The organism is Streptomyces diversicolor (assembly GCF_057537855.1).
This window is the reverse complement of sequence record NZ_BAAJXA010000006.1, coordinates 39,404-61,391: the sequence shown is the minus strand read 5'-3', so window position 1 is coordinate 61,391 and position 21,988 is coordinate 39,404. Positions and strand designations below refer to the sequence as shown.

The following is a 21,988-nucleotide window of genomic DNA, read 5'->3' as shown; positions in this document are numbered from 1 at the left end:
CGCGGCCGCAGCAGGAGGGAGGTGGCCGTGCGGGCCACCGGCACGGCCGGCCTCGGTCGTCCCCGTCGGCGGCTTCTCCCGGTGGACCCACAGCACGCGCACGCAACACCGCATCGGCGAGCCGTGTGAACGGGAAAGGGCGCGCCCGCGATCTGGTGGGCGCGCCCCGCCGCTGCGCGGCTTCGGTGCGGGTGCGTCAGCTCAGCGGTTGCACCCGCAGGTTGCGGAACCGCACGGTGTTCCCGTGGTCCTGCAGACGGATCGCCCCGGCCGACGGCCCCTCCGGCGCACCGGCGCCGGTCGGCCCGTCGATCGCGACGTCGTCATGGACCTTCCGGCCGTTCCACACGACCGTCACCCGCGCGTCGGCGGTCTTACGGCCGCTGTCGTCGAACCGTGCCGCGCGGAACGTGATGTCGTACGTCTGCCAGGTCTCCGGCGCCGTCGCCGCGTTCACATCGGGGGCCTTCTTCAGATAGATCGCCCCGGCTTCGTTGGTGTCGAGCGTGGTGTCACCGTACGAGTCGAGGATCTGCAGCTCGTAGCGGTCCTGAAGGTAGACGCCGCTGTTGCCGCGGTTCTGGCCGGTGACGTCGTCCGGCAGCAGCGGAACCCGGAACTCCACATGCAGCTTGAAGTCCTGGTATGCCTCCTTGGTGCGGATGTCGCCGCAGCACACCTCCATCGACTGCTCGGCGGCGAGCGGCCACTGAACGCGCCGCCCGTCCGTGTGCTGCCACTGCGCCTGGGAGGCGGTGGTGCCGTCGAAGAGGGTGACGGCGGCGCCGTGCGGACGCACGGTGATCAGGTCGAGGTTGACATGACCGGTGTCTCCGGCGTCGAAGCGGTACGCGAGGGTGTTGCGGCCCGCGCGCAGGCTGACCCGTTCCGTCCGGGTCGACCAGGCGTCCCAGGTGCCCGTGGAGGGCAGCTTCGTCTGGCGTAGCTTCTCCCCATTGGCGTACAGGGAGAGGGTCTTGGTGCCCTGGAACGGGTTGGGGCCGTTCGAGTAGCGCAGGTTCACGTCGTACTCGCCCGCCTTGGGGACCGTCACATCGAACGTGGTGGCCACCTTGCCCTCGGTGCCGTAGCGGTCGACGAAACCGCTGCCCGAGTACCCGCTGTGGTCGGTGTTGATGCCGGCCGTGCCGGTCAGCCGCGCCTCCTCGGCCTCGTACAGCGTGGCAGGCGGCGGCTGCTCGCCCGGCAGCGCGTTGAGCGTGTACCAGGCCTCCGTGCTCCACAGCGTCTCGCCGGACGCGGAAGCGAAGGGGCGCGGCGAGCGCACGTGCACGACGCGGCCGGGCTTGAGTCCGTCGAGGCGCAGCCGGACCGTGCGCCCGTCGGCGGCGAGCGTCGCCGAGCGGACGGTGAGCCGCTCCTCGGCGATCTTCGGCCCGCCGTAGTCGGATGTCGGGGTGTAGCGCCACTGCTCGGCCTGGTAGCGGGAGGCCAGCTTCTCGGCGGTGGCCTCGGACACCGGCTGGGTGTACTCCAGGTCGAAGCCGCCGGGCACGGCCCGCATCTCCTTGATGTCGAAGGTGTTGCCGCCGTTCGGCGTCAGTTTCTGCAGGCCGAACTTGAGCTTGCCTTCCTGACCCCAGTTGCCGTCGGCGCCCAGGCCGCCCGCGTAGATCGCGCCGTCGGGGCCCAGGGTGATCCGGTTGACGCCGGCTTCGAGCCCCTGTGTGTAGCGGAACACGGCTCCCTGGTACTGGCCCTTCACCTTCTCCAGATAGCCGCGCTGGAGCCCGCCGTAGGTGACGTCGCCGAAGAGCATCTGCCCGGCGAACCGGCCCTTGGTCACGTACAGAGGAGTGCTGGGGGAGTTGGCGATCTCGTTCTGCGGCAGCCACAGCACCGGCTGGGTGACGGGACGGTCGTCGAACGGGCCTGACGGCTCGGTGAAGTGGTTGAAGAAGCGGTCCTGTTTGATCTGGACGAGCTTGCTGGCCGGCAGCCAGCCCCCTTGGTTGTCGGTGGTGAAGATGCCGCCGTCCGGACCCCAGCCGATCCCGTTGGGTGTGCGCAGGCCGCCCGCGATCGGATGGATCTTCCCTGTCTTCTTGCTGATCCGGTACGTGGTGCCGCGGCCCGGGGCCGGCTGCGGGGTGGTGGTCGCCCCGCCGTAGTTGATGGCGACGGACAGGTTCACGTAGAAGTAGCCGTCGCGGTAGAGCAGCCCGAAGGCGAACTCGTGGAAGTTGCCGCCGTAGGGCCAGGTGGCCACGGTGCGGTACTCGTCGGTGACCCAGTCGTGGTCGGTGTCGACGAGCCGGGTCAGCTCGTGCTTCTGCGACACATAGAGGGAGCCGTCGACGTACTTGATGCCCATCGGCTCGCGCAGCCCGCTCGCGACCTTCTTGACGGTCACCTTGTCGCGGCTGGTCTTCCCGGTGACATGGTCGAGCAGGTACACCTCGCCCGACTGGTTCTGGGACCCGCCCCACGTGGTGAGGGCGAGCCGGCCGTCGGGCAGCCAGTCCATGCCGGTGACCTGCGGCTCGAACCCGTCCGGGCGTAGGTCGGTGAGGGTGAGGTCGGGGCGCACGTCGGTGAGCGGCAGTCCGTCACCGGGGCTGTCCGCGCCCGACTCGCACTCCTTGCGGCCCGGCGCGGTGACCCGTACGACCCCGGCGTCGGTGGTCAGCGACTCGCGCGGCACGACGGTGAAGTCGGTGGCGCCCGGCGGCTTCCAGGCGAGCGTGAGCTGCTGCCCGCCGGTGCGCTCGAAGTAGTCGATGCGGAACGGGTGGGAGCCCGCGGTGAGTTCGACGGCCCCGTCCTTGGGCTCGGCGGCGTGCAGCCCGTCGTGGTCGATGACCTCACGGTCGTCGATGGTGAGCCGTGACCCGTCGTCGCTGATGAGACGGAAGGTGTACGTCCCGTTGTCGGGGATGACGAGGTAACCGGCGGCCTGCGCCGAGAAGTTGTCGGCGAATCCGCCGAAGTCGTCGGTCGAGGACCAGTCCACGGTCGGCATCAGCTTGTCGTGGTTGGGTGTCTGGCCCGGCTTGAGCGTGCACAGCTTGGTGAGCGGGACCTGGGTGTCGAAGACGCGCAGGGTGACACCGGGTTCCTGGGGCGGGATGTCGGCGGGTGCGGCGGCGGACGGGGGCGCGGCCGCTATCCCGCCTGCGAGGAAGCCGCCGATGAGCAACGTGGTGAGCTGTCTTCGGGCGCGGCGGAACGGATGTGGATGCATCGGTCCTCCAGGACGGGACCGGAGGCCGCCGGATCGCACTCCGGTCTAGCTGTACGGAAAACGCGGGTGCTGATGCCGAAGAGTCGTACGCCTACGGTTGGGCCGTCACGTTAGGGGACTTCTGCCGAGTGCGTCCATACTTTGTCATCAGTGAGTTCAAAGTCCGCCGCCGGAGCGCGGTGGGGCGCCTTCGGGACGCGGTATCGCGGCAAGGGGCACCAGCGCTGCCGGGGGTCCTGGCGTGGTCAGCCGCGGGCACGTCGAGCGGCAGCCGGTGCGTGCGGCCCGTCTCGTCGCACAGCTCACGGCGGGCCTGGGTGTCCAGACCCGCACGGGTTTCGTGAACGCGCGGTGCGCGGGGTGGTGAAGCCGGCGCCCGAAGAGACGCGGGCGCAACGGGGGTTGGGGGCCTACGGCAGTCGCCAGTCCACCGGCTGCACACCCTGCCCGGCCAGCAGATCGTTGGCCCGGCTGAACGGACGGGAGCCGAAGAAGCCGCGGTCCGCCGACATCGGAGAGGGATGCGCGGACTCGATCGCCGGCAGGTTCCCCAGCAGCGGCCGCAGATTACGCGCGTCGCGGCCCCACAGGATCGACACCAGTGGCTTGCCGCGCCCGGCCAGCGCGCGGATGGCCTGCTCGGTGACCTCTTCCCAGCCCTTGCCCCGGTGCGCGCCCGGACTGCGCGGGGCCGTGGTGAGCGCCCTGTTGAGCAGCAGCACTCCCTGCCGCGTCCAGGGCGTCAGATCGCCGTTGGACGGCCTGGGCAGCCCGAGGTCGGAGTGCATCTCGCGGAAGATGTTCTCCAGACTGCCCGGCAGCGAACGCACCTCCGGCGCCACCGCGAAGCTCAACCCGATCGCCATACCGGGCGTGGGATAAGGGTCCTGACCCACGATCAGGACACGGACGTCGTCGAAGGGCTGCTGGAAAGCCCGCAGGACATTCGCCCCGGACGGAAGATACGTCCGGCCCGCCGCGATCTCGGCCCGCAGGAAGTCCCCCATCGCTGCGATCCGTTCGGCCACCGGCTCAAGCGCCTTGGCCCATCCGGCTTCCACAAGTTCATGCAAAGGTCGTGCTGCCACGGCGCGTCACTCTACTCGTACGCGACAGGGCCGGGCATACGCGGGGAAGCCGCCGCACACGGGCCGTCGCGCAGGCGCTACCCTTCCTCCTCGTCGAGGTCTGCGAGCCGGTCGAGCCGATCACGCGGCCGGTCACCTGGGCGGACGGGAGGATGGTGTACGCGGCAACCCGCTGACGCTCGCCCCGGCAGGGAGAGGCACCTTCTGATCCGTACGCGACTCATCAGACAAAACCGGACGGATACCGCTCACCTGCACCCTCCCCGAACAGGGGAGCCCAGGAAGCCAGTAACATGCGGCGCCATGAGCTCCCCCACTGGGCCCGCGTCCGGCCTGCCAGTACGAATGCCGCGCCCCCGCCAGCCCGGACGGCACCGCCGCCCCGAACCGCTGGTGGCTCCCGAGGGCGCGCCCGCGCTCGTCCTCGCGGTGCCGGGCACGCCCAGTGCCGTCACGCGCGGCCTCGCCGAGGACGTCGTGAGCATCGCCCGCTCCGAGCTGCCCGGCCTGGACGCCCGGATCGGGTACGTGGACGGGGACGACGCGGAGTTCCCGACGCTGCAGTCCGTGCTGACGCAGGCCGCCGAGGAGCGCGCCGCCCGCTACGAACAGGCCGTCGCCGCCGGTGCCGAGGTCAAGGAGCCCGACGGCCCGGTGGCCGTCGTCGTGCCGCTGCTGGCCGGCCCGGACAGCGCGCTGCTGCGCCAGGTACGCCAGGCCGTGATGGAGAGCAAGGTCGCCGCCGACCTGACCGATGTGCTCGGCCCGCACCCGCTGCTCGCCGAGGCGCTGCACGTGCGGCTGTCCGAGGCGGGTCTGGCCCGCGCCGACCGCGCGCGCCTGTTCACCGTGGCGACCGCCGCGGACGGCATCATCCTGGCCTCCGTGGGCGGTGACGAGGCCGTGCAGGCGGCCGGCATCACCGGCATGCTGCTCGCCGCGCGCCTGGCCGTGCCGGTGATCGCGGCGGCCCTGGACCAGGACGGCTCGATCGCGTCCGTCGCCGAGCAGCTGCGTTCCGCCGGTTCGCAGCAGCTGGCGCTGGCTCCCTACCTGATCGGCCCCGAGATCGACCCGGGCCTGCTGGCGGCTGCCGCCACCGAGGCGGACTGCCCGGCCGCGGAGGCGCTGGGCGCCTACCCGACGATCGGCAAGCTCGCCCTGGCCCGCTACACGACGGTGCTCGGCATCACCCCGCAGCAGCCGCAGAGCACCCCGGCCCGCTGAGCCGGGCCGGCACGGCGCCCGCACGCTTCGGGGACCGCTCCGCAAGGGAAACGGGCCCGGCGCCGTACCGAACGGCAGTCGCGCGCCGGGCACCCGCGGTGGGGGCCGGACGCGGCGCGGGTCAGCCGAAGACCACGCAGGAGGCGGCGGGCACGTCCACCGAGCCGTCGTAGCGGGGCAGTCCGGTGTCCGGGTCGACCGCGAACCAGGTGATGTTGCCGGAGCGTTCGTTGGCGGCGTACAGGAAACCCGCGTTCTCGGCGAGCGCGCGCGGCCAGTGGCCGCCGCAGGGCACCGTGCCGGTCAGCCGCAGTCCCGCGCCCTCGACGGCGAACACGGACAGGACGTCCTCGCCGCGGGTCGCGGTCCACACGAACCGGCCGTCGGGCGAGGCGACGATCCCCGACGGATAGGCGTCGCCGGCCGGCGCGCCCGGCAGGACCGGTGTCTCGGTCAATGGCCGCAGGGAGCCCGCCTCGGCGTCCCAGCGGCACACCGTGACGGTCGGGGTCAGCTCGTTGACGACGTAGGCGAGCGTCCCGTCCGGGTGGAAGGCGAGGTGGCGGGGGCCGCAGCCGGGGCGTAGGGCGATCTCGCGGTGCAGCACGGGCACCCCGCCGTCCAGGGTGCACACCCGCACCGAGTCCGTGCCGAGGTCGACGCTGACGGCCCAGCGGCCGCTGGGGTCCGGCTGCACCTGATGGGCGTGCGGGCCGCGCTGGCGCCGCTCGTGCGGGCCCGCGCCGATGTGCTGGAGCACGCCGGAGCGGGCGCCGGCCAGTGCGCCGTCGGTGCGCACGGGCACGGCGGTGACGCTCCCCGAGCCGTAGTTGGCGGTGAGCACATGCCCGGCGTGCACGCTGAGATGGGTGGGCCCGCTGCCGCCGACCGGCACCGGCGGTCCGGCCAGGGTCGGTTTGTCGCCCTTGACCCGGTACGCGGCCACCGCGCCGTCGGCCGTCTCGCTGACGGCGTACAGGGTGTCTCCGTCGGGGGACAGCGCCAGGTACGAGGGGTCGGGGACGCCGTCGACGCTGCCGAGCACGGCGAGCGCGCCGGTGTCCGGGTGGACGGCGGCCGTCACCAGCCCAGGTCCGCCCGCCGCCGTGAACGACCCGATGAAGGCCCTGTGCCGACTGTTGCCGTGTGCCACGGCTGTCCCCTCTCGTACGTGTCGCGTCCGCCGTGTCGCGTCCGCGGGTGACGGTAGCAGTTGATCTTTGCGGTCTAGACCAAGTGAGGGGGGAGATGTGAGCCGTTGGGGTTCTGTGTGGGGGGCTGTGCGGGTGGGGTGTGGCTGAGCGCGCAGTTCCCCGCGCCCCTGGGTTGGCTGCCGTTGGCGTGTGACCGCAGAAGGCCCGGGGGTGGTGGGCCTCGCGCCGTTGGGGTTCTGTGCGGGAGGCCGTGCGGGTGGGGTGTGGCTGAGCGCGCAGTTCCCCGCGCCCCTGGGTTGGCTGCCGTTGGCGTGTGACCACAGAAGGCCCGGGGGTGGTGGGCCTCGCGCTCCTGGGGTGGCTGCTCGGACGGCGTAGTTCGGGTGGGTGGGTGTGGGAGGGGGGTCGGGGGCCTGTTCTCGGTGGTGTGGGGGGTGCGGGGGACCGTCAGGGTGGTGGTTCGGCGGGCGTCTTGTCGGGTCCGTTTCTACCGTGGTCGCAGGACAGCACAGGAAGGCGCCCGTATGGCCACCCCACCGTTCCACCCGCATCGGCAGCCCGGGCTGTCCCACCGCGCCTGGCGTCCCGGCGTCGGCGGATCCCCATGACCACCGTCCAGGCGCGGGAGACCGAGCCCGTCGCGGACGAACGGCGCTGGAAGGCGCTCGCGGTCTGTCTGACGGCGGGCTTCATGACCCTGCTCGACACGTCGATCGTGAACGTCGCCCTGCCCTCGATGGAACGCGGGCTGCGGGCCGCCCAGGCCGACCTGTCCCTGGTCGTCTCCGGCTACGCCCTCACCTACGGCCTGTTCCTCGTGCCCGCCGGACGGCTCGGTGATCTGCGCGGCCGTCGGCAGACCTTCCTCATCGGCGTCGGATTGTTCACGCTGGCCTCGGCGGCCTGCGGGCTGGCCCCGACGGGCACCTGGCTGGTGGTGTTCCGGTTGCTTCAGGGTGTGGCGGGCGGTCTGATCGCACCGCAGGCGACGGGGTTGATCCAGCAGATGTTCCAGGGCACCGAACGGGCCCGCGCCTTCGCCGCGTTCGGCAGTGTCGTCGCCGTCTCGACGGCGGTCGGACCGCTCGCGGGCGGCCTGCTGATCGAGGTGTCCGGCAGTTGGCGCTGGGTGTTCTACGTCAACCTCCCGATCGGTCTCGCGGTGTTCGCGGCGGCGCTGCGGCTGCTGCCGAGGACCGTGCCGCGCGGCAACGCCGGTGAGGGGTTCGACGTACCGGGTGTGCTGCTGCTCGGTACCGGCGCGCTCGCGCTGATGCTGCCGCTGGTGCAGGAACAGGCGTGGCCCGGCCGGGGCAAGTGGGCCCTGGTACCCGTGGCGGTGCTGCTGCTCATGGCGTTCTGGGTGTGGGAGCGGCGGCAGGGCGGGCTCGGCCGGGGCCCGCTCGTGGACCTGCGGTTGTTCGCGCTGCGGTCGTTCTCGCTGGGCGCACTGCTGAGCCTCGTCTACTTCGCCGGGTTCACCTCGGTGTTCTTCGTCTACAACCTGTTCCTGCAGAACAGCCTCGGCTACAGCGCGCTGGCCGCCGGGATGGCCGCGATGCCGTTCGCGGTCGGCTCCGCTGTGGCGGCGCTGGTCGGCGGCCGGCTGGTGGTCCGCCATGACCGCAGGCTGGTGGTGTTCGGGCTGGCCGCGGTGGCGGTGGGGCTGGTGGGCACCATCGCGGCGGTGCAGCGGGTGCCGGGTCCGGGCGTCGGGTGGGCGGCGGCGCTGCCGCTGCTCGTCGCCGGGGTCGGCTCCGGTCTGACCGTCTCCCCCAACACCACACTGACGCTCGCCCAGGTGCCGGTGCGGCGGGCCGGGGCGGCCGGCGGGGTGCTGCAGACGGGGCAGCGGATCGGGGCGGCGGCCGGGATCGCCGCCGTGGGTGCGGTGTACTTCGCGCACCTCGCCAACCACGGGCGCGCCGTGGACGCGCTCCGACTGGGCTTCGCGGCCTCGCTGGTGTTCGTGCTGGCGGCACTGGTACTGGCCGTCGCGGACCTGCGCCACCTGGCACCGGACAGCTGACCGACCACCACCCGCTCCGTCGCTACGAGCGGCGGCGGGGGCGGCCCCGTCTGGGCCCCTTGGGGGCGGCGGAGCGGGACTGGCGGGGGCGGCCTGTGGGGGTGCCTGCCGTGGGCTGCTGTCGGGCGGTGGGCTCGGGGCGTTTCCGCTTCGGTGGGGGCTGTTCGGGCTGGAGCGTGCCCCGGCCCCGGGTGCTGTTGACGGTGCGTCCGCGCACGATCCCGATCAGGTCCTCGACGAGGTCAGTGGTGGCGGCCTCGGGCCAGCACAGGGCGACGGACGACTGCGGGGCGTCGACGACCGTGCGGTAGGTCAGGTCCCTGCGGTGGTGCAGTCGGGCCAGTGACTGGGGGACGACGAGGAGGCCCACGCCGGCCGCGACGAGTTCGACGGCGTCGGCGGTGGTGGCGGGCCGCTCGAAGGCCGGCTCGCCGGGCGGGGCGTCCCAGCCGAGTACGTCGTCGAGGGGGTGGCAGACGACCTCGTCGGCGAGGTCAGCGAGGCTCACTTCGTCCGCGGCGGTGATCAGATGGTCCTTGGGGACCACCACGACCGTCGCCTCGGTGTACAGCGGGATCGCGCTGAAGAACGTCCGGTCGACCGGCAGCCGCACGAGCCCCGCGTCCGCCGCGCCGGCCCGCAGCACGTCGGCCGCCTCGGCGGCCGGTACCTGGACGAGGGCGAGCGGGATGCCGGGCAGGCGCTCGTGCCAGATCCGCGCCCACTTGGCGGGCGTCGCCCCGGGCACGTACGCGAGCCGGAACGGCGGTGTCTCCTGCGGGCCTGTCACCGGGCCAAGACTACCGGCCGCGGCCGGCGCCCCCGTACCCGGCCGATACCCTGGGCCTCATGAAGTCGCAGCAGAACCCCCAGACGATGAAGCCCGCGACCGCGGCGAAGAAGCTGGGTGTGTACCTCCCCGCCACCCCCGCACCGTTCCAGGAGGGTGTCGTCACGCGCGCCGAACTCGACCGGCTCCAGACCGAGCCGCCCGAGTGGCTGCGCGAGCTGCGACGCGACGGCCCGCACCCGCGTCCGGTGGTCGCGGCGAAGCTGGGCGTGTCCATCGCGGGCCTCGCCCGCGGCGGGGTGACCGAGGCGCTCACCACCGAGCAGATCGAGTCGCTGAAGCGGGAGCGGCCCGAGTGGCTGGAGCGGGAGCGGGCCACCCAGGCCGGGGTCCGCAAGGAGGCGGCACGCCTCAAGGAACTACGCAGGGAGCAGGGCGGGCGCGGCTGACCGCCCCGCCCGGCACGGGCCCGTTCAGCCGCCGAAGGGCACCTTCAGCTTGTCCCAGCCGCCGGGTTCCTTGGCGTGCACGTCGAGGACCTTGGTCTCGCTGCGGCCCTCGGTGGACTTGAGGGTGACATGGGCGGCCTTGCCGCTGCGGGCCTAACGGCGGCGGCCGGGCGCACCGCATCAGGTCCCCCGTCGACGCCCGGACGGTCGGTCGCGTCCACGGTGGCCGGATCCACGGTGGTATCCACTTGAGCACTGCGCTACGGCAAGCCCACGGGGTGCGGGCCGCCGCTCCCCCGTCTCGGCGGCCCGCACGCAACGACCACGTCCGCGGACGTGATGTTGCCCGGTTGAAGTTACGGTCAGCGCGCGGCCCACGGATATGGGTAGAACTACGTAGAGGCTGCGCGAAGGCACCGAGCGAGAGGAACACGTGGCACGATCACCCACGGCGGCCTACGAGCGCATCGCGTCCGTGGCCGTGGCGGCGCTGCACGAACGCGACCCCGGACGTCTGTGGCCGCTGCTCGCCGACGCCCTGCCGGGCCTGTGCGGCGGCGACGCGGTGATCTTCAAGCTGGACGACTGGAGCGCGGGCAGCGGAACGGTCGGCCTGGCGGGCGACACCGCCGCGGAGTTCGCCCGGCTCGGCGCCGCGGACCTCGCGCTGCTCAGGACGGGACGGCCGTTCGCCTCCCACTACCTGACCGGAACCGGCCGGGAGCCGGTCACCGCACGGCGGTTGGCGGGTCCGGCCTGGCCGGCGAGCGCGACGGCCCAGCTGCTCGGCCGGACCCTGGACGCGGACCATGCGCTGGCGGTGCCGCTGCCGCAGGCGACCACCCCGATCACCGGGTGCCTCGTCTACCGCTCCGGTACGGACTTCACCGACGACGACATCCTGCTCGCCCGGCGCGCCCAGCCGCTGCTGGCCGCCGTGGAGCGGCAGCGGCAACTGCTGGAGCAGTGGCGGCGGCTGCTGCCCGGCGCCGCGTCCCTGGACGAGCGGGCGGCGGACTGCGCGCTGACGCCGCGCGAGACGACCGTGCTGCTGCTCCTCGCCGACACCCTGACGGCCGCGGCGATCGGCCGCCGCCTCGGCATCTCCGACCGTACGGTGCACAAGCACATCGAGAAGATCTACCGCAAGCTCGGCACCCGCGACCGGGTCGGCACCGTGCTCCGCGCCCAGCAGCTGGGCCTGCTGCCGCGGACCGGGACCGCCGGGGGCGGCACGCCTGCGGGCGAGCGCCGCCCCGCGTGACGGCGGCGCGGGCGCCGACCGCAGGCCCGGTCGCCGAGCCGGCCCACGGGTCGCGGCCCGCAGCCGGCCCACGGGTCGCGGGTCACCGCCCACGCGGGGGCGTCAGCCGTGGTCGGCGCAGCAGGGCGTGGGGTTGGGCACCTCGAAGGGTGCGAGGGTCCCGCCTGCCGCCGGGACGAGGGCGAGGGTCAGCAGGCCGTCGCGCCACTCGGGTCGCACATGGTCCCGGGTGAGCACCGGGGTCCCGGGGTCGGGCCCGTCGGCGAAGGGCGCACCGACCACGACGACCCGTTCGATGGCGGTCGTGGCCAGCAGTTCCGCCAGGACGACGGTGCCGGTGAGCCGGTCGGCGCCGGGGTAGAGCACGGCCCGCCCGCCGCTGCGCCGGGCGTGTTCCGCGGCGCCCGGGGCCGCCGTGCGGGCCGATCCGGCCGAGCCGTGCGTCAGGTCGCCGAGCACGGCGCCCAGGCCCGGGTCCGGGTCGGCGCGTTCGGTCAGGCGCTGCCATGCCGCCCGGGCCGCCGCGGCGTCCGGCAGCGCGAACGAGACCGTCGTCCCGCGGCGTTCGGCGCTGCGGATCAGATGGGTGCAGGCGATGGTGCCGTCCGGGAGCTTCAGGCGGTCCGTGAGGTGGTGCACGAGGTGGTCGGCCTCGCGCAGGCTCGCCGTGCCGGCGTCCACCCCGATGACGGAGTGGACGCCGGACACAGGGTGGGGTGCCGTCATGCGGGCAGGACCCACATCGGGTTGGAGTAGAACCACAGGTCCTTCCACGGGTCGGCGTCGCCGACGACGTCCATGGCCGGGCCCGCCGGGTCCACGGCGGCGCCGTTCAGACCGACGGCGGAGCGGTTGCCGTCGGTGCCGCGCAGCCGCACGTACAGCGGCTTGTCCACCCGGCCGAGGGAGTAGGTCAGCCGGACGGAACCGGTCGACTTGTTCACCTCGAAGGACTTCACGACCTTGGTGTCCGGGGTGGCGAAGGCGTCCTTGTCTGCCACCCGGCCGGTGACGGCGCCCTGGATGACGTCCACGCGGGCCAGCTTCGGCACGAACTGGGACCAGTTGGGGCCGTTGGCCAGGCTGATCTCGATGACCAGGTCGACCTGGCTGCCGCGGCGCACGACCAGCGAGCCGCCGAGCGTGACCGCCCTGGACCCGGAGCGCACCTGGGCGTTCAGGCCGCTGATCAGTCCGCCGTGGTCGACCCAGACCCGGCCGGCCCGGATACCGTCCATGACCGCCTGGTACGAGAACGAGGAGGCGCCGACGTGCGTACGGGAGTACTGGCCCGGCCAGTAGTCGCCGTCCGTCAGGTTCAGCCCGCCGCCGTAGACGGGGTCCTCGTAGCGGCCGTTGGCGTTGAAGTCGCTGTTCGGGCCGCGCACGGCGGTGTCGGCGTAGACGTTGTGGGAGTCGGAGTTGGCGGTGATCCACCAGGGCTTGCCCTCGGCGAGCAGGCTGTCCCACAGGCCGCCGACGGTGGCGGTCATCCAGTCGAAGCCGCCCCAGGTGCGGTAGCTCTCCAGCGGGTAGCCGGGGAACGATTCGGCGCCCGGGCTGCCGTCGTAGTAGCCACGGCCGCCGCCCGGACCGTTCGGGGCGGGCAGGCCGGCGGCCTGGTGGCCGGGGGCGCCCTCCATGCCGACCGCGATCGTGGGCTGGGCGTCGCGCCAGCCGCGGATCTCGTGCGGGGAGTCGATGCCCTTGCGGGCCGGGTGGTTGGCCAGGAACAGGGCGTCCTTGACCTTGCGGTGGCGTACCTGGTCGGCGAGGAAGTTGAGGCCGGCGATGGCCAGCGCCTCGTTGGCCGGGGTGTTGCCGGTGGCCTTCTTCACGGAGCCGTCGAAGGAATTCTCGAACTCCTTCAGCACGGCGACCTCGTTCTTGCCCGGGTGGACGAAGACGGTGCCGTGCTCGGCGGCCGGGATGTTCCACTCCAGGCCCTGGAAGACCAGGGTGTCGCCGATCGTGTCGCGGGCGGCGACGATGTCGGGGTTGACCTTCTCCACACCGATCTTGGCGTGCGTCTCGCTGCCGTGGTCGGTGATCACCATCCAGTCCAGACCGTGCGCGTTGGCCTGGCGGACGTGGTCGATGACGCGGTACTTGGCGTCGGAGCTGTGCTGGGTGTGGATGTGGTGGTCACCGGCGAGCCACAGGTAGCCGTGCGAGCGCGAGCGGTTCGACGCGGCCGTCGCGGCCGTCGCGGCCGGTGACGCGGCCGCCTGGCCGGCGCCGGTGAGCACGCTGCCGGCCGCCAGGCCCGCGCCCAGCAGGCCGGTGCGGCGGAGCATGGAGCGCCGCGACAACTGACTGGGCGTCAATTCGCCGTCGGGAACCGACATGTCGAGGGCGGGCGGCAGGGACGTGGGCTCGTCGCCGCCGTGGTGGTGATGGTGGTGACCCTGGTCATGTCTGTGGCCGTGACCCATTTTCAACTCCCGCTGGCAACAGGGATGTACACGCTTGGGACGTGCGGAGTCTGCAAAGCCCTGATGAACGACGGGGAGCGGGACGGTGGTGTGACCGAGAAGGCCGGATGTGCAACGGGCATCAAGGCCCACCTGGAACTGCGCCGACACCTCCCCCCACACCCCGGCCGCCACCACGGCACCGCAGACGAACGACGCCGTGCCCCCACACCCGCCCGATTCCGGCCACCGAGCCGCCCCGCCCCTCGTCCCAGCACCGCGGCCCGCCCCGGCCCTCGCGCCGGCCCACGAGCAGGTGGCACCCCGCACACCGACCCGCCCCGACGACCAACCCTGCGGGCAACCCCCCACGCCCCGCCCACCACGGCCGACGAGAGCCACGTCCGGCGAGAGCCGGGAACGACGAAAGCCAGGGACGGCGAGAGCCGCGGGGTGGCGGAAGCCGGGGACAGCGGGAGCTGGGGGCCGGCGGGACGGGGCGCTGGTGCTCGAAGGCGACGAGCGGTCAGGCAGCCAAGCAGCCGTAGGCCACGTTGAGCGTGCCGCCCGAAGGGCCGGTCTGCGCGACCGGCGTGGACGAGGTGCGCCACGACACCCCACCCCAGAGGCGCGGGCACCGCCTCGTCACACACCACCGCCGCTCCAGCCCGGACACACGGGCACGGCAGGCAACGACAGGCGGTACGGGTACGGCACGAAGGCCCGCGAAACGCTCACATCACCCGCACCCGACGGCCCCAGACGCGCCACCACCGAGGGCCCGCCCACGCCGGCACACCATGCCACCGCAGCCCACCCACAACACACGCAGCCACCATCCCGGCACCGCAACCCGCCCGGCCACCGTGAGCAACACACCACGCGCCGCCACCATCGACGCCCACAACCCGGCACCCCCGCACATCCACCCACACCTGACCGCCCCCGGCGGCACACCACGTGCCGTCTCCCGCTCACGCCCGCTGCTCCGCCCCGGCCCTTTGGACCCCGTGCCCGGAAGCCGGTCGGGGCGTCCGGGCCGTACCGGGGGGCCGAACCGGGCGGAGCCTAGGGCATTGATGCTCGGAGGCGGGCGCTGGCCATGCGCATGTGTGCGGCCATCGCCCGGTCCGCGGCCTCCGGGTCGCGGGCGCGGATGGCCTCAAGGACCGCGTCGTGCTCGCAGAGCGTGCCGCTGACGGTGCCCTCGATGTCGCTGACCCGCTCCATCCACACCTGGAGCAGCGCGCGGATGCTGTGCAGGATGTCGCTCAGCACGGAGTTGCGGGCGATGCGCGCGCACTCCAGGTGGAATGCGATGTCCGCGTCGATGAACGCCCCCACGTCACCCCCGGCGTCCCGCATCCGCCGCAGATGGTCCTCCAGGACCGCGACGTCCTTGTCGGTGGCGCGCTCGGCGGCCAGCCGGGCCGAGACCCCCTCCATATAGGTGCGCACCTCGACGAGGTCCTGGGTGCGGCGCTGCCCGAGCATCAGCCCCCAGTTGATCGCGCGGGGCAGGAACTCGGAGGTGCCCTCGCGGACGTAGGAGCCCGACCCGGGGCGGATCTCGATGATGCCGAGCACGTCCAGCGCGGACAGCGCCCCGCGCACGCTGGAGCGCGCCACACCCAGCGCCTCGGCCAGCTGGCGTTCGGCGGGCAGCCGGGTGCCGGGCCGGATGTCACCCGCGGACAGATGGTCGAGGAGCCGCTTGGCGACCTCGCTGACGGAGGACTCCCGCACCACCGGCCGTAGCAGCTGGGCCAGATCGGGCGCGGCGGCGGGGGGTTGCTGATCAGGCTGACTGGTCACGGTCACCAGTCAACCAGATGCCGTCGGCACGCGGTTGACCAGCCAGTTCATCGGTCCGGGACCGGGTGGTGTCAAGAGGCGGGAAGCCGGCACATCTGTGAGTCTCGGCACACTGGTAAATTGGTGACCAATTTGGGTCGGGGGCTTAGCGTGAGGGTGAACCGGCGGGGCGCGGCTGACGCGTACCGCCGGTGTGACCCACCCCGGACGGAGTTGTCCGGGCGAGCCGAGGAGTCGACATGGGTGCCGACGCGCCATCCACGGCAGTCGAGAGAACTGCCATCAAGAAGATCTCAGTCCGCCTCGTGCCCTTCGTGGCACTGATGTTCTTCGTGAACTACCTGGACCGCACGGCCGTCTCGTTCGCGGAACCGAACGGGATGGGGGAAGACCTCGCCCTGACCGCCGCGCAGTTCGGCCTGGCGTCCGGGATCTTCTTCATCGGCTACATCGTGCTCGAAGTCCCCAGCAACATGGCCCTGCACCGCTTCGGCGCCCGCCGCTGGCTGGCCCGGATCATGGTGACCTGGGGCATCGTGTCGCTGCTGTTCACCTGGGTGAACAGCAGCGGCCAGCTCTACACCCTGCGCTTCCTGCTGGGCGTCGCCGAGGCCGGCTTCTTCCCGGGCGCCATCCTCTTCCTCAGCCAGTGGGTGCCCGCACGCCACCGCACCAAGATCCTCGGCCTGTTCTATCTGGCCCAGCCGCTGACCACGGTCTTCGGCGCCCCCCTCGCCGGCTGGCTGATCGGCCGGCACGGACTGTTCGGCCTTGAGGGCTGGCGCGTGATGTTCCTGTTCGTCTCGCTGCCCGCGATCGTGCTGGGCGTCATCGCCTGGTTCTATCTGATCGACCGGCCCGCCGACGCCAAGTGGCTCACGCCCGCCGAACGCGACTGGCTGACGAAGGAACTCGCCGCGGAGAACGCCCACAAGACCGGACACGAGGACAAACACACCAAGAACGACCTCAAGGCCGCCTTCGCCAACGGCCGCGTCTGGGTCCTCGCCCTGGTCTACTTCGGCTTCGTCTACGGCCTGTACGCCCTCGCGTTCTTCCTGCCGACGATCATCAACGGCTTCCAGGAGCAGTACGACACCACGTTCAGCGTGATGGACAAGGCATGGATCACCGCCATCCCCTATCTGCCCGCGGCGGTCGTGCTGTTCTTCTGGACCCGGCACGCCACCCGCCACGGCACCCGCACCTGGCACGTGGCGGGGCCGGCCGTCGTCGGCGGCGTCTCCATCCCGCTCGCCCTCTCCATGGGCTCCCCGACCGCCACGGTCGCCGTGATCACCGTGACCGCCTGTGCGATCTTCGCCGCCCTGCCCGTCTTCTGGTCCGTGCCCTCGCGCTTTTTGACCGGGGCGGCGGCAGCGGCCGGCATCGCCCTCATCAACACCGCCGGAAACATCGCCGGATTCGCGGCCAGCTACATCACCGGATGGCTCAAGGACTGGAGCGGCGACTACTACGTACCGCTCTACCTCGTCGGCTTCTTCATGCTGCTGTCCGCCGCCTTGATGATCTGGCTCGCCACCCGCAATCGCACCGCCGCACCGGCCCCCGGCCCCGAGCAGCAGCCCCTGGAGGCCCTTCGATGACCCGCCTGATCAATGACCCCGCGGCCTTCGCCGACGAGGCGCTGGAAGGCTTCGCCGCCGCGCACCGGCGCTGGGTGCGCCCCGTCACCGGCGGTGTCGTGCGGGCGGGCGGGACCCCGGCCGGGCAGGTCGCGGTGGTCATCGGCGGCGGCTCCGGCCACTACCCGGCCTTCTCCGGCCTGGTCGGCCGGGGTCTGGCCCACGGGGCGGCGGTCGGCAACGTCTTCGCGTCGCCCTCCGCGCAGCAGATCCGCTCCGTGGCCCGGGCCGCGCACGCGGGCGCCGGGGTGCTGCTGATGTACGGCAACTACGCGGGCGACGTCCTGCACTTCGGGCAGGCCGCCGAGCGTCTTGCCGCCGAAGGCGTCGAGGCGCGGACGTTCGCCGTCACCGACGACATCTCCAGTGCCGCCGCCGATGAGTCGGCCAAGCGGCGCGGCATCGCCGGCGACCTGCCCGTCTTCAAGGCGGCCTCGGCCGCCGCCGAGCAGGGTCTGCCGCTCGCGGAGGTGCTGGCGGTCGCCGAGCACGCCAATGCCCGCACCCGCTCCTTCGGCATCGCCTTCTCCGGCTGCACGCTGCCCGGCGCCGACCACCCGCTGTTCACCGTGCCCGAGGGCCGGATGGCCGTGGGCCTCGGCATCCACGGGGAGCCCGGCATCGGCGAGGAGGCCCTGCCCACGGCCGACGAGGCGGCCCGGCTGCTGGTCACCCGCCTGCTGGCCGAGTTGCCCGGCGATGTCGCGGCCCCGGCCGGCCGGCGCGCCGCGGTGATACTCAACGGGCTGGGTTCGGTCAAGTACGAGGAGCTGTTCGTCGTCTACCGCAAGGTCGCCGAACTGCTCGGCGACGCGGGTGTGGAGATCGTCGACCCCGAGGTCGGGGAACTCGTCACCAGCTTCGACATGGCGGGCGTCTCGCTCACCCTGACCTGGCTCGACGACCGGCTCGCACCGCTGTGGCGGGCCCCGGCCGACACCCCGGCCTACCGCAAGGGCGCGTTCACCGCACCGGGCCCCGAGCCGGCGGCGACCGGGACGGCGGCCGACGAGACGGCCGACGAAAGCCTGCCCGAGGCATCCGACGACTCCCGGCGGGCCGCGGGCACCGTCCTGGCCGCGCTGACCGCGCTCGCCGACACCGTCGACACGCACGTCGAGGAGCTGGGCCGGATCGACGCGGTGGCCGGCGACGGCGACCACGGCATCGGCATGCAGCGCGGCGCCACCGCCGCCCGGCAGGCCGCCGCCACCGCGTACGGGTTCGGCGCGGGCGCGGGCACCGTCCTCACCCGGGCCGCGGACGCCTGGGCCGACAAGGCGGGCGGCACCTCGGGCGCCCTGTGGGGCACCATCCTGCGCTGCCTCGGCACGGCGTTCGGCGACCGGGCGGCGCCGAACGCGGACCGGGTGGCCGCGGGGGTCGCCGAGGCGTCCGCCGCCGTGCGCCGGCTGGGCGGCGCCGAGGTCGGGGACAAGACGATGGTCGACGTCCTGGTCCCGTTCGCCGACACGCTGACCGCCGCCACCGCGTCCGGTCTCGCCCTGACCGCCGCCTGGGACCGGGCCGCCGGCGCCGCGCAGTCGGCCGCCGCCGCCACCGCCGAGCTGCTGCCCCGCAAGGGCCGGGCCCGGCCGCACGCCGAGAAGTCCCTCGGCACCCCGGACGCGGGCGCGCACTCCCTCGCCCTCATCACCCGCGCCGTCCACGGCGCCCTGCTCAGCCACCCCACCCACCAGCACTGAGGAAAGCCGAGATGACCGACAAGCTCCGTATCGTCGTCGGATCCGACGACGCCGGCTACCAGTACAAGCAGGCCCTCAAGCGGGACCTGCAGGGCAGCCCCCTGGTCGCCGAGGTCACCGACGTCGGCGTCGACGCCGACGGGCACACCGCCTACCCCAAGGTCGCCATCGCCGCCGCCGAGATGGTCGCGCGCGGCGACGCCGACCGGGCGCTGCTGGTGTGCGGGACCGGACTCGGCGTCGCCATCGCCGCCAACAAGGTCAAGGGCATCCGGGCGGTCACCGCACACGACTCGTTCTCCGTCGAGCGCGCGATCCTGTCCAACAACGCGCAGATCCTCACCTTCGGCCAGCGGGTCATCGGCCTGGAACTCGCCCGGCGGCTGGCCGCCGAATGGCTCACCTACCGGTTCGACGAGACCTCGCCGTCCGCCGCCAAGGTCCAGCTCATGAGCGACTACGAGAACGACGAGGCAGCCGCCTGATGCCTGCCGCCGCACCACCGCCCGTGCTGCTGGGGGTGAGCCTGAAGATGTACTTCGGGCACCAGCAGACCCTCAACTGGGCGCGCCGGATCTCGGCCCTGGCCGAGCGGCACCCCGCCCTCACCTCCGGCGCCGCCCGCCTGTTCGTCCTGCCGTCGTTCCCGGCGATCGTCCCCGCGTCCGGCATCCTCGCCCCGTACGGCATCACCTACGGTGCGCAGGACATCGCCACCGAGGACCGCGGACCGTACACCGGCGAGGTCGGCGGACCGGCCCTGAAGGAGATCGGCTGCCGCTACGCCGAGGTGGGCCACGCCGAGCGCCGCCGGCTGTACGGCGAGGGCGACACGGTCGTCGCCGCGAAGACCGCCGCCGCCCTGCGCAACGGGCTCACCCCCGTCCTGTGCGTGGGCGAACGCGACCGGGCCCGCCCCGGCGACGCGGCCGAGCGCACCGTGGCCGAGGCCGAGCGTCTGCTCCAGGGCCTGGACGGCGCCGTGGTCCTCGCCTACGAACCCCAGTGGGCCATCAGCGCGCCCGAACCGGCCTCCGCCGAGCACATCTCGACGGTGTGCACGGCCCTGCGTGACTGGCTCGACTCCCGTCCGCGGCACGCCGGTTCGAGCGTCATCTACGGCGGCAGCGCCGGACCGGGCCTGCTCACCCGGCTCGCGGGCGGCGTCGGTGGACTGTTCCTCGGCCGCTTCGCCCACGACCCGGCCAACGTGGCGGCCGTCCTCGACGAGATCCGGCCCCCGGCCGCCACGGCGGTGGCCTGATGGCCCACGGCATCAGCACCTACGCCTACTTCTGGCGCATCTCCGAGCGTGCCCCCGCACCGCTGTCGCTCACCGACATGCTGCGCGACACCGCCGAACTGGGCGGCCGGGTCTTCCAGATCTGCGACTACCCGCCCATCGAGTCCTACGACGCGGCCCGGCTCGCCGACGTCCGCGCCACCGCACAGGACCTCGGCCTGCGCCTGGAACTCGGCACCCGCGGCATCCGCCCGGAACGCCTGGACACCTACCTTCGCCTGGCCCGGGAACTGGACGTCACCCTGGTCCGCTCGATGCTCAACTCGGCCGGCCACCGGCCCGGCACCGCCGAAGCGGTCGCGCTGCTGCAAGAGGCCGTACCCCGGTACGCGGACGCGGGCGTGACCCTCGGCCTTGAGACCTACGAGCAGGTGGCCACCGACGATCTGCTGGCTGTCGTACGCGGGGTCGGCAGCCCGCACCTGGGAGTGGTGCTCGACCCCGGCAACAGCGTCGCCCGGCTGGAGCGCCCCGCCGACGTCGTGGCCGCCACCGCGCCCTACGTGGTGAACATCCACGTCAAGGACTTCGCCTTCACCCGCCGCGACGGCTGGGTCGGATTCACCTACGCCGGCTGCCCGTTGGGCGAGGGTCTGCTCGACTACGACGGCATGATCGCCGCCGTACGGCCCGCGGAGCGCGGCATCAACCAGATCGTGGAGCACTGGCTCCCGTGGCAGGACGAGGGCTTCGAGGCCACCGCCCGGCTCGAACACCAGTGGACGCGGCACAGCATCAACACCCTTCTGAGGAGCGAGTAATGGCCACCGAGATCCAGACCCGGGCCGACGTCGTGACCGTCGCCGTCATCGGGGCCGCCGGCAAGATGGGCCAGCGCGTCTCCAACAACCTGGTCAAGAGCGACTTCCAGGTGCTCTTCAGCGAGGCATCGCCCAAGGGCCAGGAGCTGATCCGCGGCCTGGGCCGGGAGCTGACCGCGTCCGCCGACGCCGCCGCGGCGGCCGACGTGGTCATCCTCGCCGTCCCCGACGTCGTCCTCGGCACGGTCTCCGAGGAACTGGTGCCGCTGATGAAGCCGGGCACCGTGGTCCTCACCCTCGACCCGGCCGCCGCCTACGCCGGCCTGCTGTTCGCCCGCGACGACATCCACTACGCCTGCGCCCACCCCTGCCACCCGTCGGTGTTCCTGGAGCGCACCACCAAGGAGGAGTGGCAGGACACCTTCGGCGGCATCGCCGCCCCGCAGGAGGTCGTCGCCGCGTACGAGGGCGGGGACGAGGCCAGGCAGAAGCTGGCCGAGTCCGTGATCCGCGTGATGTACGCGCCGGTGGTGGACGTGCACTGGGTCACCGTCAAGCAACTGGCCGTGCTGGAGCCCACGCTGGTGGAGACCATCGCCTGCATGGTCGGCGCCCTGCTGACCGAGGCGCTGCACGAGACGGTGCACACGGTCGGCGTGCCGGAGAAGGCGGCCCGCGCCATGCTCCTCGGCCACACCCAGGTCGCGCTGGCCAACACCCTCAAGGGTTCCAACCCGTTCTCCGACGCCTGCCTGATCGCCATGGACTACGGCCGTGAGTCCATCGTGCGCGACGACTGGAAGAAGGTCTTCGAGGACGAGGAGCTGGACAAGGTCATCACGCGCATGCTGAAGATCAAGGAGATCAAGCGCTGACCCACGCGGTGCGCCGAGGCCCGTGCCGCGCCCCGCTGTGGGGTGCGGCACGAGCCTCGCTCTGACCCGCCCCGTCCCGTCATCCGCACAACCGGCCGTCCCCGTGCGGCCGTCACCGGCCCGGTGGGATGGCACGGGGCCGTGCCGGCGCCCGAAGGGGCGCGGGGAACTGCGCGACAAACCACGACGCCGCGGCTCGCGGCGTATCGGGCCACGGCGGGTCGCCGAGCTCGGCAAGAAGTGCGATGCGCCGAGCGGGTCG

The 21,988-nt window shown here is 72.7% G+C and carries 17 protein-coding genes; 10 read left to right on the top strand and 7 right to left on the bottom strand.

Annotated features, from left to right (window positions below):
- Positions 1 to 196: 196 nt before the first annotated feature.
- Positions 197 to 3,205, bottom strand: coding sequence for a 3-keto-alpha-glucoside-1,2-lyase-like domain-containing protein (locus AC27LF_RS08655; protein ID WP_479661658.1), 3,009 nt, complete (start codon positions 3,203 to 3,205; stop codon positions 197 to 199).
- 410 nt (positions 3,206 to 3,615) lie between these two features.
- Positions 3,616 to 4,293 carry a uracil-DNA glycosylase gene (locus AC27LF_RS08650; RefSeq protein ID WP_404037788.1) on the bottom strand — a complete coding sequence of 226 codons (678 nt, stop codon included), beginning with the start codon at positions 4,291 to 4,293 and terminating at the stop codon, positions 3,616 to 3,618.
- A 303-nt stretch (positions 4,294 to 4,596) separates the two neighbouring features.
- On the opposite strand from AC27LF_RS08650, the gene AC27LF_RS08645 reads away from it, so the two are divergent.
- The gene (locus AC27LF_RS08645; protein ID WP_479661659.1) at positions 4,597 to 5,520 is read left to right on the top strand and encodes a sirohydrochlorin chelatase; all 924 of its coding nucleotides are present in this window, start codon (positions 4,597 to 4,599) and stop codon (positions 5,518 to 5,520) included.
- 121 nt (positions 5,521 to 5,641) lie between these two features.
- Here AC27LF_RS08645 and AC27LF_RS08640 read toward each other — a convergent pair whose 3' ends face one another.
- Positions 5,642 to 6,673: a lactonase family protein gene (locus AC27LF_RS08640; RefSeq protein ID WP_479661660.1), complete on the bottom strand. Its 1,032-nt coding sequence runs from the start codon at positions 6,671 to 6,673 to the stop codon at positions 5,642 to 5,644.
- 605 nt (positions 6,674 to 7,278) lie between these two features.
- On the opposite strand from AC27LF_RS08640, the gene AC27LF_RS08635 reads away from it, so the two are divergent.
- Positions 7,279 to 8,703: an MFS transporter gene (locus AC27LF_RS08635; RefSeq protein ID WP_479661412.1), complete on the top strand. Its 1,425-nt coding sequence runs from the start codon at positions 7,279 to 7,281 to the stop codon at positions 8,701 to 8,703.
- Between the two features lie 22 nt (positions 8,704 to 8,725).
- Here AC27LF_RS08635 and AC27LF_RS08630 read toward each other — a convergent pair whose 3' ends face one another.
- Entirely contained in the window at positions 8,726 to 9,493 is a 768-nt protein-coding gene (locus AC27LF_RS08630; protein WP_479661413.1) for a LysR family substrate-binding domain-containing protein, read from the bottom strand.
- A 59-nt stretch (positions 9,494 to 9,552) separates the two neighbouring features.
- Between AC27LF_RS08630 and AC27LF_RS08625 the strand changes: the two genes are divergently transcribed.
- Positions 9,553 to 9,942 carry a DUF5997 family protein gene (locus AC27LF_RS08625; protein WP_479661414.1) on the top strand — a complete coding sequence of 130 codons (390 nt, stop codon included), beginning with the start codon at positions 9,553 to 9,555 and terminating at the stop codon, positions 9,940 to 9,942.
- Between the two features lie 433 nt (positions 9,943 to 10,375).
- Positions 10,376 to 11,206, top strand: a complete 831-nt coding sequence (locus tag AC27LF_RS08620; RefSeq protein ID WP_479661415.1) for a helix-turn-helix transcriptional regulator — start codon at positions 10,376 to 10,378, stop codon at positions 11,204 to 11,206.
- A 102-nt stretch (positions 11,207 to 11,308) separates the two neighbouring features.
- Here AC27LF_RS08620 and AC27LF_RS08615 read toward each other — a convergent pair whose 3' ends face one another.
- From AC27LF_RS08615 to AC27LF_RS08605, 3 genes are all read right to left on the bottom strand, one after another.
- Positions 11,309 to 11,932 carry a hypothetical protein gene (locus tag AC27LF_RS08615; protein ID WP_479661416.1) on the bottom strand — a complete coding sequence of 208 codons (624 nt, stop codon included), beginning with the start codon at positions 11,930 to 11,932 and terminating at the stop codon, positions 11,309 to 11,311.
- Complete coding sequence (locus tag AC27LF_RS08610; protein WP_479661417.1) at positions 11,929 to 13,641, bottom strand: PHP domain-containing protein; 1,713 nt, start codon at positions 13,639 to 13,641, stop codon at positions 11,929 to 11,931. Before AC27LF_RS08610 ends, AC27LF_RS08615 begins: the two co-directional genes overlap by 4 nt.
- Before the next feature lie 1,047 nt (positions 13,642 to 14,688).
- Positions 14,689 to 15,441: a FadR/GntR family transcriptional regulator gene (locus AC27LF_RS08605; protein WP_479661418.1), complete on the bottom strand. Its 753-nt coding sequence runs from the start codon at positions 15,439 to 15,441 to the stop codon at positions 14,689 to 14,691.
- Positions 15,442 to 15,674: 233 nt separating this feature from the next.
- On the opposite strand from AC27LF_RS08605, the gene AC27LF_RS08600 reads away from it, so the two are divergent.
- From AC27LF_RS08600 to AC27LF_RS08575, 6 genes are read left to right on the top strand one after another with little or no spacing between them, the layout of a single operon-like run.
- Positions 15,675 to 17,042, top strand: coding sequence for an MFS transporter (locus AC27LF_RS08600; RefSeq protein ID WP_479661419.1), 1,368 nt, complete (start codon positions 15,675 to 15,677; stop codon positions 17,040 to 17,042).
- Positions 17,039 to 18,787, top strand: coding sequence for a dihydroxyacetone kinase family protein (locus AC27LF_RS08595; protein WP_479661420.1), 1,749 nt, complete (start codon positions 17,039 to 17,041; stop codon positions 18,785 to 18,787). Before AC27LF_RS08600 ends, AC27LF_RS08595 begins: the two co-directional genes overlap by 4 nt.
- Before the next feature lie 11 nt (positions 18,788 to 18,798).
- Positions 18,799 to 19,272 (top strand): ribose-5-phosphate isomerase, encoded by a 474-nt coding sequence (locus AC27LF_RS08590; RefSeq protein WP_479661421.1) that lies wholly within the window; start codon positions 18,799 to 18,801, stop codon positions 19,270 to 19,272.
- A complete protein-coding gene (locus AC27LF_RS08585) occupies positions 19,272 to 20,051 on the top strand; it encodes a triose-phosphate isomerase (protein ID WP_479661422.1) in 780 nt (259 codons plus the stop codon). The genes AC27LF_RS08590 and AC27LF_RS08585 overlap by 1 nt, the downstream gene beginning before the upstream one ends.
- Positions 20,051 to 20,851, top strand: coding sequence for a sugar phosphate isomerase/epimerase family protein (locus AC27LF_RS08580; protein WP_479661423.1), 801 nt, complete (start codon positions 20,051 to 20,053; stop codon positions 20,849 to 20,851). Before AC27LF_RS08585 ends, AC27LF_RS08580 begins: the two co-directional genes overlap by 1 nt.
- Positions 20,851 to 21,726: a phosphogluconate dehydrogenase C-terminal domain-containing protein gene (locus AC27LF_RS08575; protein WP_479661424.1), complete on the top strand. Its 876-nt coding sequence runs from the start codon at positions 20,851 to 20,853 to the stop codon at positions 21,724 to 21,726. Before AC27LF_RS08580 ends, AC27LF_RS08575 begins: the two co-directional genes overlap by 1 nt.
- Positions 21,727 to 21,988 lie beyond the last annotated feature (262 nt).